The sequence below is a fragment of the Bacillus sp. URHA0034 genome (assembly GCF_056280405.1).
This window is the reverse complement of record NZ_JBWCDK010000002.1, coordinates 4,467,783-4,482,812: the sequence shown is the minus strand read 5'-3', so window position 1 is coordinate 4,482,812 and position 15,030 is coordinate 4,467,783. Positions and strand designations below refer to the sequence as shown.

The window sequence follows — 15,030 nt, the reverse complement described above, 5'->3', positions numbered from 1 at the left end:
GAGGGATTTTTTAAGTGGATTGTTTAAAAAAGAATGAGCAAGGAATGTCCCTTGTGATTGTCTTAATGACCATAACTGTCCTTTCCATCCTAGGATTAGCTGTTATGGGGGCTACCCTTAACAATGCCAAACAAGTTTATAAATCGGAAAAAACAGTCCAAACAGTCGATGTTGCAGAAATGGGTGTTCAGTATTATCAGGCTAAACTAGGTGATTTTTTCCATGAACAGATTTCATTAAAAAGATCTGAAATTAAGTCACTTATTGAAACAGATTATCAAACCAAGAAAACCATTTTGGATACAGATATTGAAAAATACGAGGATCAGTTGGCACAAAAGTTAATCGACGCCTATAATGGATCGATCCTCTCTCCATTGAACGCAACTATTATTCAGAAGACTGTTAATACAGGGACCAATAGTTATTTTAAAATTGATAAATCCACTTCCGTTATAACTTGTACTACTTGTAATAATAATCTACTAGAACCGAAGGAACAGTTGGAACTTACTTATAAAAGCTTAGGATACGTTGGTACTAATCCACAAAAGCAATTAACAGCCAAATTTGTATTCACTTTTTCAATTGACCGTGCCGGTTTAAAGGTTAAACCGATCCCATTATATCGATTTGATTATGAAACACTTATTCCCAAACCAACTGGCTTAGCTGTTTGTACATCAGGTATTTCAGATACAAATGGTAATGGAAATGAAAAATACTCCAGCCTTAATTGTCAATTTAATAACCCAGTGTCTGTAACAAAGCCTTCACAGATCCTAAACTCTAACCTGGTTTTTGAAAAGGGTGTGACTTTCGATCAAGTCATTAATAAAGGTATAGAAGGTTCTACCCTGTATATCACAGGTGACACTGAATTTAATAAACAAATTAATGGACTTAATAACACAAACATATTGGTTAAGGGGAATGCAACTTTCGAAACCATTAACCAAGGTATTCATAATTCAACGATTGTCGTACTTGGTAATGTTAAGTTTGGGGAACAACAGGACAAGTTTAAAGACTTGGAGCATTCATCGATTTATGTTATTGGTAATGCAGACTTTTCAAATATGGATTTTTCGCACTTTGATACGTCCGCTAAAATCTGTATAAAAGGAACGGTAACAGGAGCGGCTGGCCTTTCATCGTATCCAATCTATTCTGATAGCATTGATAGTGTAAAATTCAATGAAAAATGCTCCCTTGGAACAATTGCAAACGGCGATTCCACGATTGAGGTCACAGACCAATTTTTAAACTGGGATGAAAAGGTAACACCAATTGTGAAATATAATTAAAAAAGTGGTGTCCATCATTTATTGGACACCATTTTTTTATAAATTTTTGCTTATAGAAGGTTTTGCTTCTGAAATAAAATAGAGGGAACCTGTAACAACTAACATCTCATTTTGTTTCAAGGCTTTTATTTCTTCTTGGAGAAACGATGACCAATCATCCACTGCCAGCTTGGTCCCTAAGTTGCTAATTTGTAATAATTCTTCCGCTTTAGCGGCGCGAGGAAAATCAAAGCTAACAAAAGTAATTTGATTTGCAATACTGTCTAGCATTCCAATCATCTCATCTAGCTTCTTATCTCTTAAAGCAGCAAAAACAATATGAATGTTTCGATCTTTATATCTGCTTGATAGTTCATGGACTAAAGCCGTAATTCCTTCCTGATTATGCGCTCCATCAATAATAACCAATGGATTTTCTGACAGAACTTCGAACCTTCCTGGCCAGTAAGCTTCTGTTAACCCTTTTCGAATAGATTGTTCCGTTACTTTAAAGCCTGCTTGTTTTAAATAGTCAGCCGCTAGAACAGCTAATGATGCATTTTCCGTTTGGTGCTGGCCAATCATACTGATCTCAAGTCCCTCATAAGATAGTGATTTTGATTTTATTGAAAATACTTCACCTTTGGCAATCGATTCATGCCCAGAAATCTGAAATTCTTGATTTAATCGATAAATTGGTGCAGACCTCTTTTCTGCCATTCCCTCAATTACCTTTAAGGCACCTGGATGTTTAACAGCCGTAAAGATTGGAGTATCCTTCTTAATAATCCCAGCTTTTTCAAAGGCAATTTCTTCATAGGTGTCACCAAGGATAGCTGTATGGTCTAAGCCAATGTTCGTTATAATTGATGCTAACGGTTGAATGATATTGGTGGAATCAAAGCGCCCGCCTAATCCGACTTCAAAAATGACTATATCGATTTGACTTGTGTTCGCGAAATAGTAAAAGGCCATCGCCGTGATCACTTCGAACTCCGTTGGACCACCTAACTCCGTTCCTTCTAATTCATCTGCGAGAGGTTTAATCACATTGGTCAACTCTAATATTTCCTCATCACTAATTGGTTTTCCATTCACACTGATTCGCTCATTAAATTGTTCGATATAAGGTGAGGTAAAGGTCCCGACTGTATATCCTCCTGCTTGGAGAATCGAACGTAGGAAAGTAACGGTGGATCCTTTTCCATTCGTCCCGCCCACATGAACAGCCTTAATTTTCTTTTCGGGGGACCCTAGCCTGTCCATCATCCATTCCATCCGTGCTAAGCCGGGTTTAATTCCTAGTCGAAGTCTCCCATGAATCCAATCGAGGGCTTCTTGATAAGTAGTAAACAATTTTGGTACACCCCTTTTATGTAAGCGAGACGAACCCATATGGAATTCGTCTCGCACAACTTGTTATCCTCTTAACTCTTTGATACGAGCTTCGACGGTGTCTCTTTTTTCTAGATAATCTTTTTCTTTCGCACGTTCCTCGGCGACAACACTCTCAGGTGCTTTTTTCATAAAGCCTTCGTTGCTTAGTTTCTTTTGAACGCGATCCACTTCTTTATTTAAGCGGTCTAATTCTTTATTCAGACGAGCGATTTCTTCGTCAATATTAATAAGTCCTTCAAGAGGTAAAATGATTTCTAAGCCTGTAACAACAGCTGTCATTGCTTTTTCAGGTACTTCGATATCTACGCCGATTTGCAATTCTTCTGGATTACAGAAGCGTTCAATATAGCTGCGGTTGCTTTCCACTGCTTTCAGAACGGATTCATCTTTTGCTTTTACAATCATTTTAATCTTCTTGCTTAATGGTGTATTTACTTCAGCACGAATATTACGTACAGAGCGAATCATTTCGACAAGCAGCTTCATTTCTTGAGCAGCCTGGTCGTCTGTTAGTTCTGGTTTTACAACTGGCCATGCTGCCGTTGTAATCGATTCACCAGCATGCGGAAGGTTCTGCCAAATTTCCTCGGTGATAAATGGCATGAATGGATGTAACAAACGCATCGTGTTGTCTAATACATATGCCAGGATCGAACGAGTTGTTTTCTTAGCTGCTTCATCTTCACCGTATAATGGAAGCTTCGCCATTTCGATGTACCAATCACAGAAGTCATCCCAGATAAAGTTATAGAGTGCACGACCCACTTCACCAAATTCATAGCGCTCTGAAAGTCTTGTCACATGCTCAATTGTTTCATTTAAGCGAGTTAAAATCCACTTATCTGCAACTGATTTTTCTCCGCTGAAATCAATTTCTTCATATGTTAAGCCATCCATATTCATTAACGCAAAACGCGATGCATTCCAAATTTTATTAGCAAAGTTCCAAGTCGATTCCACTTTTTCAAAGCTGAAACGTAAATCCTGACCAGGTGAACTGCCCGTTGATAGGAAGTAACGTAATGCATCGGCACCGTATTTTTCAATAACATCCATTGGGTCGACACCATTACCAAGTGATTTACTCATCTTACGTCCTTGCTCGTCACGAACGAGACCATGAATGAGTACATCTTTAAATGGACGGTCACCAGTGAACTCGATGCTTTGGAAAATCATCCGTGAAACCCAGAAGAAGATGATGTCGTAACCAGTTACTAATGCATCTGTTGGGAAGTAACGCTTAAAATCAGCCGCTTCTTTGTTCGGCCAGCCCATTGTCGAGAACGGCCATAATGCGGAGCTGAACCATGTATCTAATACGTCTTTATCCTGTTCCCAGTTTTCAGCATCAGCAGGTGCTTCCGTTCCAACGTAAACTTCACCAGTTTCTTTATGATACCAAGCAGGGATACGATGGCCCCACCAAAGCTGTCTGGAGATACACCAGTCGCGGATATTTTCCATCCAGCGGAGGTATGTTTTTTCAAAACGGTCTGGAACAAAATTTACTTTGTTTTCTTTCTCTTGCAGAGCAATTGCTTCGTCTGCGAGTGGCTGCATTTTAACAAACCATTGGGTTGACAGATATGGTTCAACAACGGCGCCGCTGCGTTCAGAGTGACCAACAGAATGCATATGCTCCTCGATTTTGAAAAGAACGCCTTGTTCTTGCAGGTCCTTAACAATTTGCTTACGGCATTCGAAACGGTCTAGTCCTTGATATTTGCCTGCCTTTTCATTCATCGAGCCATCTTCATTCATAACAAGAATACGCTCTAGGTTATGGCGATTCCCCAGTTCAAAGTCATTCGGATCATGTGCAGGCGTGATTTTTACAGCCCCAGAACCAAATTCCATATCGACATAATCATCCGCAACAATCGGGATTTCGCGGCCAACAATAGGAAGGACAACGGTTTTGCCAATTAAATGCTTGTAACGGTCATCTTCTGGGTGTACGGCAACAGCGGTATCACCAAGCATTGTTTCCGGACGGGTAGTCGCGACTTCAATCTGGCCGGAACCATCTGCGAGCGGATAGTTCATATGATAGAAGGCACCTTGGATATCCTTATAAATTACTTCGATATCAGATAGAGCTGTTTTTGTGGATGGATCCCAGTTAATGATATACTCACCACGATAGATTAAATCTTTCTTATAAAGAGTTACGAATACTTCTTTAACAGCATCAGATAAGCCCTCATCAAGCGTAAAACGCTCACGGCTATAATCAAGACCTAAGCCTAATTTCGCCCACTGCTGGCGGATATGGGAAGCATACTCTTCCTTCCACTTCCATGTTTCTTCGACGAATTTTTCTCGACCTAAATCATAGCGGCTTTTGCCCTCGTTACGTAGTTTTTCTTCCACTTTTGCTTGTGTCGCAATTCCCGCATGATCCATACCAGGAAGCCAGAGAACATCATATCCCTGCATTCGTTTCATTCTTGTCAGAATATCTTGTAATGTTGTATCCCACGCATGACCTAAGTGAAGCTTTCCGGTAACGTTTGGCGGCGGAATAACGATTGTGTATGGCTGTTTGCCTTCATCGTCTTTTGCCTCAAAAAACTTACCCTTTAGCCACCATTCATAGCGGCCTTTTTCAATCGCCTGTGGATCGTACTTGGTCGGCATTGTTAATTCTTTTGTTTCCATTTAAAATCCTCCTTCAATTTCCGGTAAACATACAAAAAACCCCATTCGTCATAAAAGGACGAATGGAGTTTGCTTCGCGGTACCACCTTTTTTCCAATCAAACAACACGATTGGCTCTTAACTTAGATAACGGATTTTATCCGTCTCCCACTAATAGGATTGCTCCGTTCGCAGAAGAAGCTCATGGGCGACTTTCCAACGTTCCGCTTAGGAAATCTTCCAGCTAATGATTTCCCTCTCTTAAAGCAGGAGTGCATTGTACTCTTCCCTGTCGTAGCCTTCATTTTAAATTATATTGTTATACTACCCAAAAAAGGGGAGTGACGTCAACAGGATGAACAATTTTTTTATATTTTATACCTTATGTAATTAGGAGAGAACTTATCTAGGCTTTTGGAATATATATAAATAAAATTTATTATGAGGGAGGATTCGGTCCGTGAAGCGTAACAATTTCCACAAATACAAATACCGTCCCTGGTTTATTACTTCGCGCAGAATAGCCGCACAATTCATTGTTCCCTTTTCCATCTTTCAATTTATCCGCACATTGTTTTTACCAACCATCCTAGATGTATTGCTGTTAGTGATTTTTCTAGTGATTGCCGTTTCCATCTATTTTGACATAATTTAAGGAGCCCATCATGCAGATTAGGACTGCTGCTGGGCTCCTTCTTTTGCTTGTTTTCGTTGATTTTCGATTTCCGTCATCCGCATCACAACATACTCGGAATTTTTTAAATGCCAATATTGCTCCTGCAGCTTTCGGACAAATTTCATCTCATTTTTCCGGCCTTCTTTTTTATAATAGCTATCGACCACTTGCATAATCGGCACGGGCAAGGCTAAATAGCTGTTAAATAACAATTTCTCATCCTCTTTATAGGGGAAATATTTAAAGTAATGATACACCCAATCTATCGCGGTATCACTCCGCTTCGGTCTGGTATTTAAGGCCCTTGATAAATAAGGGAGAAGATCATGGATCGGAGACCCGTAACGGGCATTTTCAAAATTGATAAAATAACCGTAGCCCCGGTCATCATAGAGAAAATGCTCGGAAGATAATTTCCCATGGGTAATCACCATGCGCGCCTTCTCGGTGTCCTTCGTATTCTCGTACCATTCCTCGAATTTGCCTTTTGAAAATCGAAGTGCCTGACTGATTTCGTTATAGTATAAACAATACAACAATTGGAACGGTGACATATAGGTCTTCTTTTCACATTCATCTATAAAACCATCGAGAAACTCCTGATGCTTTTCCAGCTGCTGAATCGTGGTTTCATAATGCTCTGCCCGTTCCTCTTTACTGACGGTCACTTCCTTAGCAGACAGGGTATGAAGTCTAGCTAACTCTCGGAATAGCTCAAGATTTATCTGGTCACGGTTTTCTTTTTGTTGATTGGGCATCCAAGGCATTAAATAATAAAGATTATTCTCATGTAAAACGGCATACCTGCCGTCCATTGTCGGATAGATTGGGACAATGCGGTTAAAGCCTTTCTGGTATAACAGGTGAACATGACGAATGAAATCTGTACCGGTTGTAGGTGGGATTTTTTTCAATGCAAAGGTGCCTTTATTCGAATAAACCTTTTGAACAATCCCGTAGTCTTCTACAAAATAAGGCTCGATAAAATAATTTTTTAAAATCGGTGCTACTGATTCTAACCGATTCATATCGCTCATGAGATGTCAGCTCTCTTTCAAAGAAAGGCGAAGGTTCGTCAAGTCAATTTAAAAATAAGCTGAGCAGGTTATAAAAACCCGCTCATCTTTTTATTTTTGCATTATTTTTTTGCAAGTGTACCAGGAATATAAAGGACCTGGCCTTCATATACATCTTGATTTAGTTCAAGATTGTTCTCTCGAAGAAGATTTGGCACTGACACATCATAGCGGTCTGCTACACTGGCAACCGTATCTCCTTTTTGAACAATACAAACCTTTAATTTCGTTTGGGCTGTTCGTTCATCCTTACGGCCAAAAAACTCGGTCAGCGTCATGCTTTTCTTTTTGGCAGCCTTCTTCTTTTTCTGAACCTTTGGCGGCTCTTCTGATGAGGAAGATGAACTTTCTACTTCCACTTCTGCAATAATCACTTCTTCATGGTGTTGCGGTGCAGTTTCTTCCACGACAATAACCTCTGCTGTTGTTTCAACTGCTTCAGGCTGGCTGGCTTCACTTCTAGCCTCCTGAAGATTCCATGCAGGTGAAAAGTCTTCTTCTTCCTCTTCTTCCTCGACCTGCGGCTGGTAGTTGAAGGTCGGGAATTTTGGTAAGATTTCCACTGGTTCTTCTTCTTCCTGCGGTTTTCTAGCCTCTGCTTCAAACAAGAAGTTGTTTTCAAAGCTGCTATGGACCGCAGGTTGTTCTACTTCTACTTCCTCTTCTTCCTCTTCATAACGGTGAAGGACCTCATACTGCTGTTCTTCTTCTTGCTGTTGTTCTACAGGCTCATTTCCATATAACCCACTAATCGTCAATTCGGCGGAAAGCTTTAAGCAGCTGCGCTCAGGGATGGAATAATCAAATGATTCTACAAGGACATCGATATCATAAATACTTTGGATCCGGTTATTCGGAATCGTGATATCAACTGGGAATCGGTGTGAAAATTCACAGCTTCCCTGCTCTTCCAATTCAGCAACTCTCTCGACAAATTTTTGAGACGTCACTGCTTCCTCTTCACTCACATCGCTTGCTTCGTAACTTTTATATTCGCCAGATAGTTCGAGCGAACCACGTATGGTTACGTACTGATCGTTTTCCTGGATGGTGATGTCCGGGTCTAGGGAAATCGAAACGAGTTCCTCGACTTCCTGTCCTTTTCTAAACCACAATGACTCCTCCAAGGAAAATCGCAGGCACGATTGATTCTCTTGGGACAAAGCGACTCCTCCTTTCGTATCCTACACGCAAAATCACTATGTCACTTACACTTTATGAGGGATGCTTTTTAATTATGATAAAAATACTTTTGTCAGAACAAAAAACACCCACTTTTCCGAAGTGGGTGTAGAAATCAATATTATTTAAGCTTAGAGAAAGCAACCTCAGCTGCTTGAATAGTTTTTTCAATATCCTCATCAGAGTGCTCTACGGATAGGAATAGGCCTTCAAATTGTGAAGGCGGCAGGAATACTCCTTGATTCGCCATCTCGCGATAATAGGCCGCAAAGAAGTCTAAATTAGAAGTCTTTGCTTTTTCATAGTTAATTACCGCTTCATTTGTAAAGAAGAAACCAATCATCGAACCGGCCCGGTTAAAGCTAATCGGAATATCATACTTTTCAGCCGCTGCCTCAAAGCCTTTTTGAAGCAGATCCCCTTTACGGACAAACTCTTGATAGTGCTCTGGTTTTAATTGACTTAACGTTTCAAGTCCTGCCGTCATCGCAAGCGGATTCCCTGAAAGTGTCCCTGCTTGATAAATCGGACCGCTTGGGGCAATTTGCTGCATAATTTCAGCTTTACCGCCATACGCACCAACAGGAAGTCCGCCGCCAATTACTTTTCCAAGACAAGTAATATCAGGAGTTATATTAAAATAGCCCTGTGCACAATTATAGCCTACACGGAAGCCGGTCATGACTTCATCAAAAATCAGTAACGAACCGTTTGCTGTAGTTAGCTCACGCAGCCCCTCTAAAAAGCCTGGAAGCGGCGGAACTAGTCCCATATTCCCGGCAACAGGCTCAACGATAATACACGCTATATCCTCGCCAAATTGCTCAAAAGCATATTTAACACTTTCAAGGTCATTATAAGGAACCGTAATCGTATTTTTAGCAATCCCCTCAGGAACGCCTGGACTGTCAGGCAGCCCTAGTGTGGCTACCCCTGAACCGGCTTTAATCAACAATGAATCACCATGGCCATGATAGCAGCCTTCGAATTTTAAGATTTTGTTACGGCCTGTATAGCCTCGTGCCAAGCGAAGTGCACTCATAGTGGCTTCAGTTCCCGAGTTAACCATTCTGACAACTTCAATCGATGGGACGCGCTCAATGACAATTTGTGCTAATTTCGTTTCTAACTCAGTTGGGGCACCAAAGCTTGTCCCTAGCTCGGCCGTTTTTTTCAATGCCTCAACTACCCGATCATTTGAGTGACCCAAAATCAGCGGTCCCCATGACAAGACGTAATCAATATATTCATTGCCATCGATATCATATATTTTAGACCCTTTGCCTCTTTCCATAAAAATCGGGCTCATATTGACGGATTTAAAGGCACGAACCGGGCTGTTCACACCGCCAGGCATTAAGTTTTGGGCTTCTTTAAATGCTTCAATCGATTTTGTATACGAACGCATTCTATTCCCTCATTTCAGAAATTGTTAATTCTCTTCTTTCAACCAGCGGCACGCATCTTTTGCATGATAGGTAACAATTAAATCTGCTCCTGCACGCTTCATGCCTACTAGCATTTCCATTACTGTATTTCTTTCGTCAATCCAGCCGTTTTGCGCGGCCGCTTTAATCATCGCATACTCACCGCTCACATTATAAATAACAACAGGCAAATTGAAGTTGTTTTTTACATCACGAACGATATCTAGGTATGGCATACCAGGCTTTACAATTAAGAAATCTGCGCCTTCTGCCACATCGGACTCTGCTTCTCTAAATGCTTCCATGCGGTTTGCAGGATCCATTTGATACGTCTTCCTGTCACCGAATTGCGGTGCTCCTTCGGCAGCTTCACGGAATGGTCCGTAGAATGCTGACGCATATTTAACCGCGTATGACATAATCGGAATTTCGGTAAAACCAGCTTCATCTAATCCAGCACGGATCGCCGCGACGAAGCCATCCATCATGTTAGAAGGGGCGATTATGTCGGCACCCGCTTTAGCTTGGGCTACCGCTGTTTTTACGAGCAGGTCAAGTGATTGGTCGTTAAGGATTTTATCACCTTCAACGATTCCGCAGTGACCATGGTCGGTATATTCACACAGGCATGTATCTGCTACGATGATGATTTCTGGGAAGTTTTCCTTTATGTAACGGGTAGCAACCTGGACGATTCCGTGGTCATGGAAAGCTTGCGTTCCGCACGCATCCTTTGTGGTTGGAATTCCGAACAATAAGACGGATTTGATTCCGTGTGCCACGATATCTTCCATTTCAGCCTGAAGATTGTCCATTGATACTTGGAAGACACCAGGCATAGAGGAGACTTCTTTACGGATATTTTCGCCTTCATAAATAAACAACGGATAAATGAAGTCTTCTGGTCTTAGATGATTCTCTCTTACAAGTGCGCGCATGCTGGCACTTGTACGTAGTCGGCGGTGACGTTGAAATTGAAGTTCCATTCTATTTATACCTCCAAAAGATTTAATTTAAATTTGTTACTGGCGGTTAGCCTCGGGTTAGTGGCGGATAGACGCAGCTTTCTGGCGCATCACCGCCGTTTACTGGCGGATAATTAAAATTACTGGCGCTACTCTCGAATACTGGCGGATAACCCACTGTTACTGGCGGATAATTCAACTTTACTGGCGGATAATCAACTTTACTGGCGCATAGCCTCTGTTTACTGGCCGCCAGTCAACCTTTACCCTCAAGATAAGCAATCGTGCTCATAATCATATCCTTCACGGTATATTCATCCGGTGAAGCATGCACCGTAAGGCCGTATTCCAGCAGTTTTTGTTCCGAAACCGGCCCGATACAGCCGATTATACATTTTTTCAGCTGCTCCTCCAAACCATACTCCTTCACGACCTCCATGAGGTGATCAACAGTCGAAGGACTTGTAAAGGTGAGAATATCTAATTCATTCTTTGACAGCATCTGGGCCAGCTTCAAACGGCTCTCATCCGGCATGTAGGTCTCATAGATAACCACTTCATCGACCTGTGCCCCTGCCTCGGTCAAAGAGGACGCGATATACTCCCGAGCCAAGTTGCCTTTCGGAAGCAAAACCTTTGTATGGCCATCGACAAGTGGTAAAAACTTTTCGACAAATACCTCAGCCACATAGGCCGAAGGAACAAATGCCGGATGAATCCCCATCTTCACCAAGACCTCGGCAGTTTTCTTCCCGATTACCGCTATTTTAGGCAGTTCAGCAACATCCCGGTGACAAAACGAAAAAAACGTTTCAACCGTGACATTACTCGTAAAAATAATCCAGTCGTATGTATCAAGTGTCTCCACACATTCTTGAAGACGTTGATTTTTTTCAATCGGCCGAAAAGCAATTAGAGGGATTTCAACCGGAATCCCTCCATACCTCTCGACTAGCTGAGAGAATGATTTTGCTTGATCCTTTCCTCTAGGAACTAGAACTGTTTTATCAAGCAAAGCCCGAGGTTTACTCACGGCCTTCAAGCTCTCGTTTCACTTTTTCAATCAGGTCCTTGGCTCCTTTTTTAATTAATAAATCAGCAGCCTGATTACCGAGTTCTTCTGGATTTTGTCCGCGAAGTTCTTCTCTGTAAATCACTTGACCTTCTGGTGAACCTACTAAAACATTTAAGACTACTTCATCATTTTCATCTACTTGAGCAAAGCCTGCAATCGGCACCTGGCAGCCGCCTTCCATCTTTTGAAGGAAGGCCCGTTCAGCCCGAACCGCTTTTTCTGTTTTTATGCAAGTGAATTTTTCAAAAAGGTCTAGCAGTTCTTGATCGTCCTCACGGCATTCAATCGATAAGGCGCCTTGCCCCACGGCAGGTACACAAATATCCGCATCAATAAATTCCGTTACGACTTCCTTAGCCCAGCCTAGGCGGGATAAACCTGCCGCTGCGAGAATAATTGCATCGTATTCACCAGATTCTAACTTTTCTAATCTCGTATCGACATTACCGCGAATCCATTTAATCTCTAAATCCGGACGCTGGGCTAAAAGCTGGGCACTGCGGCGAAGACTGCTTGTTCCGATGATAGCTCCTGGCTTTAGGTCATTTAATTTCACATGGTCTTTTGAAATCAAGGCGTCACGATGATCCTCACGGAATGGAATGCAGCCGATTGTTAACCCTTCTGGCAGAACAGCAGGCATGTCTTTCATACTATGAACGGCCATATCAATCTCTTTATCAAGCATAGCTTGTTCGATTTCTTTTACAAATAAACCTTTACCGCCCACCTTCGAAAGGGTAACGTCTAAGATTTTATCGCCTTTTGTCACAATTTCTTTTACCTCAAATTCGAAATTGGGGTTTAGCTTTTTAAGCTGGTCAATAACCCAATTCGTTTGTGTTAATGCCAGTTTGCTTCGTCTAGAACCAACAATAATTTTTCTCATGATTGCCTCCTAAGTTATGCATACCATAAATGAAATGATGATAATCTCCCAAATAGAAAAAAGTTTATTAAAACGATTAAAAAGGACGCTGTATTCCAAATCGCCAATTTTCTGCCGGAGAGATTTTTTACGATCCGCAGGTATAAATAAATGCTATAGGCTGAAAGTAACAGGAATGAACCGATAATTTTCATATCGTACCACGGCATTCCCGGAACCTTTAAAAATGCCCACTGGAGGCCTAAAATCAGGCTGAGAAGCAGCATTGGAACGCCAATGACAGCGAGTATGTAAGATAACTTTTCGAGTTTTTCTAAATCTGCCAGCCTGATCAGACGCGCCCCCCATTTTTTCCGTTTCAACAAATCATATTGAAGTAAATATAAAGATGAAAAAACAAAGGATAAGGAAAATGCCCCGTACGAAAGAATAGCCATTGTAATGTGAATTAACAGCAGTTCCGATACAAGCCTTGTTGCCAAAGTATGTGAATGGTATTGCATTGGGACAAATGTATGAATGGCCATAACGGTGAAGCCAAGTATATTTGTGAAAAAGACAATGAAATCGACCCGTAATAAGTGATTGATAACAATCGACAATGTGACCAATACCCAGGCATAAAAATAGAGTCCCTCGAAAATCGTTAATACAGGGAATCTGCCTGTTTTCGTCATATATAAAAAGAGAAAGACCGTTTGCAATATCCATACAACTGCAAGTAACCAGAAAGCAATACGGTTTGCCTTCCGGTTATGGTGAATGAAGTCGAAAAAATATAACAACACACTGAAGGCATATAGAACAACTGTAAATTCGTGAAGCCTTGTCAAAAGAGTGTTAAACATATCAACGACTCCTTATGACTGAAAAGAAGCCTGAACTTCTCCAACCGGCAATTTAATCGTTTTGGCTTCTTTCGAATGCTGCTCTTGAACAAGCCCTTCAATATTAAAGATCTTCATAAACAAATCCATTGCCTGATCTGCATCCGGTCTTGCCGCCAATTCTTTTGCTTGTAAAATCGGATCCTTTAAGAGCTGGTTAATAATACTCTTTGTATGTTTGTTTAGGACCTTAATATCATGATCGCTTAAGTTTGGCAGTTTCCGTTCAAGACTAACCATCGTTTCCGCTTGAATCGCAAGTGCTTTTTCACGTAGTGCAGAGATAACAGGGACCACTCCAAGTGTTCCCAGCCACTGTTTAAAATCGACGATCTCTTTTTCAATCATGAGTCTGATTTTTGCAGCAGCTTTTTGACGCTCATGTAAGTTTGCTTCCACAATACCTTCTAAGTCGTCAATATCATATAAAAAGATATTTTCAAGTTCCGCAATTTTTGGATCTAAGTCACGAGGTACCGCTATATCAACCATAAACAACGGTTTCCCTTTGCGTTTTTTCTCCACTTTTGCCATTAATTCTTTTGATATGACTAAATCCTTGGCACCTGTTGAACTAATTAGGATATCCGCCTCTGTTAGTGATTTCTCTAATTCGCTCACGTTTCGCGCCTTACCATTAAAACGGCTTGCAAGCATCTGGGCTTTTTCAAACGTACGATTAATCACTGTTACCTTTTTTACACCATTGCCGTGTAAGTTCTGGGCAGCCAGTTCACCCATTTTTCCAGCACCAAAGATTAAGACATGCTTGTTCCCAAGAGAACCAAAAATCTTCTTCGCTAGTTCAACGGCTGCATAGCTGACAGAAACTGCATTAGCGCCAATATCTGTTTCAGAATGTGCGCGTTTTGCCAGGGTAATCGCTTGTTTAAATAGGTGTTTAAACACGGAACCGATCGTTTCCTCTTCCTGTGCTAATAAAAAGCTTGTTCGTACCTGTCCGAGAATTTGTGTTTCTCCTAGAACCATGGAGTTTAGTCCACATGTTACATTGAATAAGTGATCTACTGCCCCGTCATCCTCATTGACAAAGAGAAAGGGCGAAAACTCTGCCTGCTCCATTCCGAACCATTCGGACAGAAATTCCTTAATATAATAACGGCCTGTGTGAAGCTGATCAACGACCGCATAAATTTCTGTACGATTACATGTCGACAAGATGATATTTTCTAGGATGCTCTTTTTTCCATTTAATTGTTTAATCGCATCCACAAGATCGGTTTCATTGAATGTTAACCGCTCACGGATTTCAACAGGGGCAGTTTTATAGTTAAGACCGATGACTACTATATGCATTTGTAAATTACACCCCCAAAGAGTTTACAGTATTAACTAGTAAAATTATATCACGAGCAATTTCGACTTTTGCTCGAAAAATGTGAACATAAAATGAAACAATATGCTAAGATAAAATAAAAGTGCGGCGCCCTGGTTAGCGGCGTATTAATATAGTAACTTTACCATCGTTTCCTTTACATATTCTTAACGTGATGATTAAATAGGAT

The 15,030-nt window shown here is 41.1% G+C and carries 12 protein-coding genes and 1 other annotated feature; of the genes, 2 read left to right on the top strand and 10 right to left on the bottom strand.

All coding sequences use genetic code 11. The features are described from left to right. Positions 1-14: 14 nt before the first annotated feature. A complete protein-coding gene (locus tag ACZ9EE_RS23460) occupies positions 15-1,307 on the top strand; it encodes a pilus assembly PilX N-terminal domain-containing protein (RefSeq protein ID WP_476031041.1) in 1,293 nt (430 codons plus the stop codon). 36 nt (positions 1,308-1,343) lie between these two features. On the opposite strand, the gene ACZ9EE_RS23455 is transcribed toward ACZ9EE_RS23460, so the two are convergent. Together ACZ9EE_RS23455 and ACZ9EE_RS23450 are read right to left on the bottom strand one after the other, a co-directional pair. After that, on the bottom strand, positions 1,344-2,642 hold the full coding sequence (locus tag ACZ9EE_RS23455) for a bifunctional folylpolyglutamate synthase/dihydrofolate synthase (RefSeq protein WP_476031039.1): 1,299 nt from the start codon (positions 2,640-2,642) through the stop codon (positions 1,344-1,346). A 63-nt stretch (positions 2,643-2,705) separates the two neighbouring features. Further along, positions 2,706-5,348 (bottom strand): valine--tRNA ligase, encoded by a 2,643-nt coding sequence (locus ACZ9EE_RS23450; RefSeq protein ID WP_476031037.1) that lies wholly within the window; start codon positions 5,346-5,348, stop codon positions 2,706-2,708. A gap of 51 nt (positions 5,349-5,399) precedes the next feature. Continuing rightward, positions 5,400-5,632: a binding site (T-box leader), on the bottom strand. A 155-nt stretch (positions 5,633-5,787) separates the two neighbouring features. Here ACZ9EE_RS23450 and ACZ9EE_RS23445 point away from each other — a divergent pair. After that, a complete protein-coding gene (locus ACZ9EE_RS23445; RefSeq protein WP_476031035.1) occupies positions 5,788-5,982 on the top strand; it encodes a hypothetical protein in 195 nt (64 codons plus the stop codon). Positions 5,983-5,999: 17 nt separating this feature from the next. Here the strand turns inward: ACZ9EE_RS23445 and ysxE are convergent, their stop codons facing one another. From ysxE to hemA, 8 genes are all read right to left on the bottom strand, one after another. After that, the gene (ysxE, locus tag ACZ9EE_RS23440; RefSeq protein WP_476031033.1) at positions 6,000-7,040 is read right to left on the bottom strand and encodes a spore coat protein YsxE; all 1,041 of its coding nucleotides are present in this window, start codon (positions 7,038-7,040) and stop codon (positions 6,000-6,002) included. Positions 7,041-7,141: 101 nt separating this feature from the next. After that, a complete protein-coding gene (spoVID, locus tag ACZ9EE_RS23435; RefSeq protein WP_476033063.1) occupies positions 7,142-8,206 on the bottom strand; it encodes a stage VI sporulation protein D in 1,065 nt (354 codons plus the stop codon). Between the two features lie 176 nt (positions 8,207-8,382). Beyond that, positions 8,383-9,669, bottom strand: a complete 1,287-nt coding sequence (gene hemL / locus ACZ9EE_RS23430) for a glutamate-1-semialdehyde 2,1-aminomutase (protein WP_476031031.1) — start codon at positions 9,667-9,669, stop codon at positions 8,383-8,385. 24 nt (positions 9,670-9,693) lie between these two features. After that, the gene (hemB, locus tag ACZ9EE_RS23425; protein WP_476031029.1) at positions 9,694-10,674 is read right to left on the bottom strand and encodes a porphobilinogen synthase; all 981 of its coding nucleotides are present in this window, start codon (positions 10,672-10,674) and stop codon (positions 9,694-9,696) included. 235 nt (positions 10,675-10,909) lie between these two features. Further along, the gene (locus ACZ9EE_RS23420) at positions 10,910-11,686 is read right to left on the bottom strand and encodes a uroporphyrinogen-III synthase (RefSeq protein WP_476031027.1); all 777 of its coding nucleotides are present in this window, start codon (positions 11,684-11,686) and stop codon (positions 10,910-10,912) included. Beyond that, positions 11,679-12,617: a hydroxymethylbilane synthase gene (hemC, locus tag ACZ9EE_RS23415; protein WP_476031025.1), complete on the bottom strand. Its 939-nt coding sequence runs from the start codon at positions 12,615-12,617 to the stop codon at positions 11,679-11,681. The genes ACZ9EE_RS23420 and hemC overlap by 8 nt, the downstream gene beginning before the upstream one ends. Positions 12,618-12,631: 14 nt before the next feature. Continuing rightward, positions 12,632-13,465, bottom strand: coding sequence for a cytochrome C assembly family protein (locus ACZ9EE_RS23410; RefSeq protein ID WP_215043946.1), 834 nt, complete (start codon positions 13,463-13,465; stop codon positions 12,632-12,634). Positions 13,466-13,477: 12 nt separating this feature from the next. Beyond that, on the bottom strand, positions 13,478-14,821 hold the full coding sequence (gene hemA / locus ACZ9EE_RS23405) for a glutamyl-tRNA reductase (RefSeq protein ID WP_476031023.1): 1,344 nt from the start codon (positions 14,819-14,821) through the stop codon (positions 13,478-13,480). Between the last annotated feature and the right edge of the window lie 209 nt (positions 14,822-15,030).